Origin of the sequence: Barnesiella sp., assembly GCF_022723415.1 — a bacterium.
Classification (GTDB): domain Bacteria; phylum Bacteroidota; class Bacteroidia; order Bacteroidales; family Barnesiellaceae; genus Barnesiella; species Barnesiella intestinihominis.
The window spans coordinates 1-2,370 of record NZ_JAIJHU010000118.1; the positions used below are offsets into that span (position 1 = coordinate 1).

At 45.4% G+C, this 2,370-nt stretch carries 4 protein-coding genes; all 4 read left to right on the top strand.

Annotated elements, in window-relative coordinates; translation table 11 throughout:
- Positions 1-211, top strand: a 211-nt coding sequence (locus QVD32_RS12880) for a sugar transferase (protein ID WP_287710345.1), incomplete at its 5' end; no start/stop codon positions are given.
- 141 nt (positions 212-352) lie between these two features.
- Positions 353-1,462, top strand: a complete 1,110-nt coding sequence (locus tag QVD32_RS12885; RefSeq protein ID WP_287710346.1) for an AAA family ATPase — start codon at positions 353-355, stop codon at positions 1,460-1,462.
- Positions 1,463-1,475: 13 nt separating this feature from the next.
- Positions 1,476-2,117 carry a DUF3226 domain-containing protein gene (locus tag QVD32_RS12890; protein WP_287710347.1) on the top strand — a complete coding sequence of 214 codons (642 nt, stop codon included), beginning with the start codon at positions 1,476-1,478 and terminating at the stop codon, positions 2,115-2,117.
- 49 nt (positions 2,118-2,166) lie between these two features.
- Positions 2,167-2,370, top strand: a 204-nt coding sequence (locus tag QVD32_RS12895) for an endonuclease domain-containing protein (protein WP_287710348.1), incomplete at its 3' end; no start/stop codon positions are given.

Consider the following 2,370-nt stretch of genomic DNA (forward strand, 5'->3'; position numbering starts at 1 on the left):
GGCCAAGTGCGGACTCACCGGCTATGCTCAGGTCTATGGCCAGTACAATACGACGCCCTACGACAAGCTCCTGATGGATCTGATGTATATCTCCGAGCCCAGCCTCTTCGAAGACTTCAAGATCATGTCCGCGACCGTGAAGATCCTGTTTATGAAAGAAAGCACCGCCGGCGTAGCCGAAGGCCAGACCACTGCCATGGGGAAAAAATGACTGGTATACTTTAAATCTTGCCTCCCCCCGCTTGCAGGGGGAGGGGGACCACGAAGTGGTGGAAGGGGGGCCGCCGTTAGGCCACTATTACAAGAAGCAAGAGACTTATTGCAATGCGAATCTATTAGGAGGTGTTAATACATGATTTCATCGATTTCTATAAAAAATTTCAAGGGATTTCAAAATTTCCATATAAAAGGGCTGGCGCCAATCACACTGATAGGCGGAAAGAACAATGTAGGAAAATCCTCCTTTTTGGAAGCCCTATTCCTGCTTTATTCCGCCTATGCGCCTCAGGCTTTCGGGCAACAGTTTTCCCTTCGCGGTGCAGGAAATCTGTATCACAACACTATAGAAAATTGGGCGGTTATGTTCTATGATGGGGACGTTGATAAACCCATGGAAATCGGGGCACAGACTGATGACGGGCATTATCAGCTTACCTATACCATTGATAAATTGGGACATGCACCGGATATAAACATCCCTCCTGAAATCATGAGCCAGGTAGGTCCCATGCAGAATGCTAATGCGCCTGCTGGTGTACTGAAATCCTCCTTCGCAAAAGACGGAAATACCCTCTGCGAAATAGCCATGTATGCGAATGGAATGGCTCGTACAAGCAAGAAAGTTAATGGCGAAGAACTGCCCAAGGCAACCATTATACTTACCGGAAATGTACGAAATTTCAATGCACAGGTTTTGACCGAACTGGATATAAATAACCGGATGGATATGGTACTGGATGCTCTTCGTATCATTGAACCTTCCATTAAAGGTATTTCCGTAGTGCCGGTAGAAAACAGAAGAACCATGATTATCAATGGTGTTCCCAATGTGCAGGTAACTACTGATGCAGAAGTGTATGTTGACGTAGGCCTGGCACGAAAAATGCCGCTCAAACTCATGGGTGATGGAATTGGTCATTTGGTCAACTTTATTATTGCTATAGTGAATTCCAGAAATGGAATCGTACTTATTGATGAAATTGAAAACGGTATACACTATTCTCTCCGTAAAGACCTTTGGGAGAAGTTGATAAATATTGCAAAGCAGTTTAAATGCCAGCTCATAGCGACTACCCATAGTTACGAATTTTTGCAGTCTGCAGTTGAAGCAATTGGAGAAGAGGAAAAAGAAGATTTTTACTATATCAGGCTTGATGAAGATAAGAATCGTCTTATTCATGGAGTTACCTATACAGCAGAAGAACTGCGCTTTGCTCTGCAGATGAACATGGAGGTCCGGTAATATGAAGAAAAATATGAAGAACCCTGAAAAAATATTACCGAAAATGGGGCTTCTGCTAGTAGAAGGCGCAGACGAAAAGTACTTCTTTATCCGGGCTTGCGACGCCTATGGGAAAAACAACATACAGGTTATGGATTTTGGCGGTATCACTGATTTACCGAAATTCTTGGAAATTTTGACAAAAAGCACGAATTTTCCGGAAGTCAAAGCACTGGCTATTGTTCGGGATGCGGAGACAGATGCTAGTAAAGCTATTCGTGACATCCAAAATGCGTTGAAATCCATTAATTTGCCTGCTCCGAAAAATCCTTTTGAACAAATCCGGACAAACTCCCTTTCTATAGAATTCGGTATATTTCCCGGGCAGAAAAATGGCAGCGTCTGGGAAAACGGGACACTGGAAGACCTCTGCCTAAAGACCATATCAAATATTACTCTGCTTCCCCTTGTCAAAGACTGCGTGAACAAAGCTGACGCTCTTCAACAAATCTCCCATAAGCACAAAGCACTTCTCCACACCTGGCTTTCCGTCAATGAGCCCTATATTGGCATGAAAATAGGAGAAGCCGCTCAAGCAGGAGCCTGGAACTGGCAGAGTCAAGCCATGATGCCCTTTAAAAACCTTATGCAAAGGCTAGATAAAGCTGCACGCTAAATCCGGTCCGCTACCTTAAATTTGCTTCCCAACGGGGCGAGCTGGCGAACTGCGTGGCCACATGACGCCGCAGGAGACGCTCCTCTGGAATTATTGTCTGAAGCGTCTTCCTGTGCAGATCTACCGCCAATACGTCATAGAAAGCTATATCGTCGATTTCTTCTGCAGGAAAGCACGGCTCGTCATCGAAGTCGACGGCGCGCAGCATCGCTCTTTGGAAGGTATGAAATACGACGAAAAGCGCAGCAGCCGC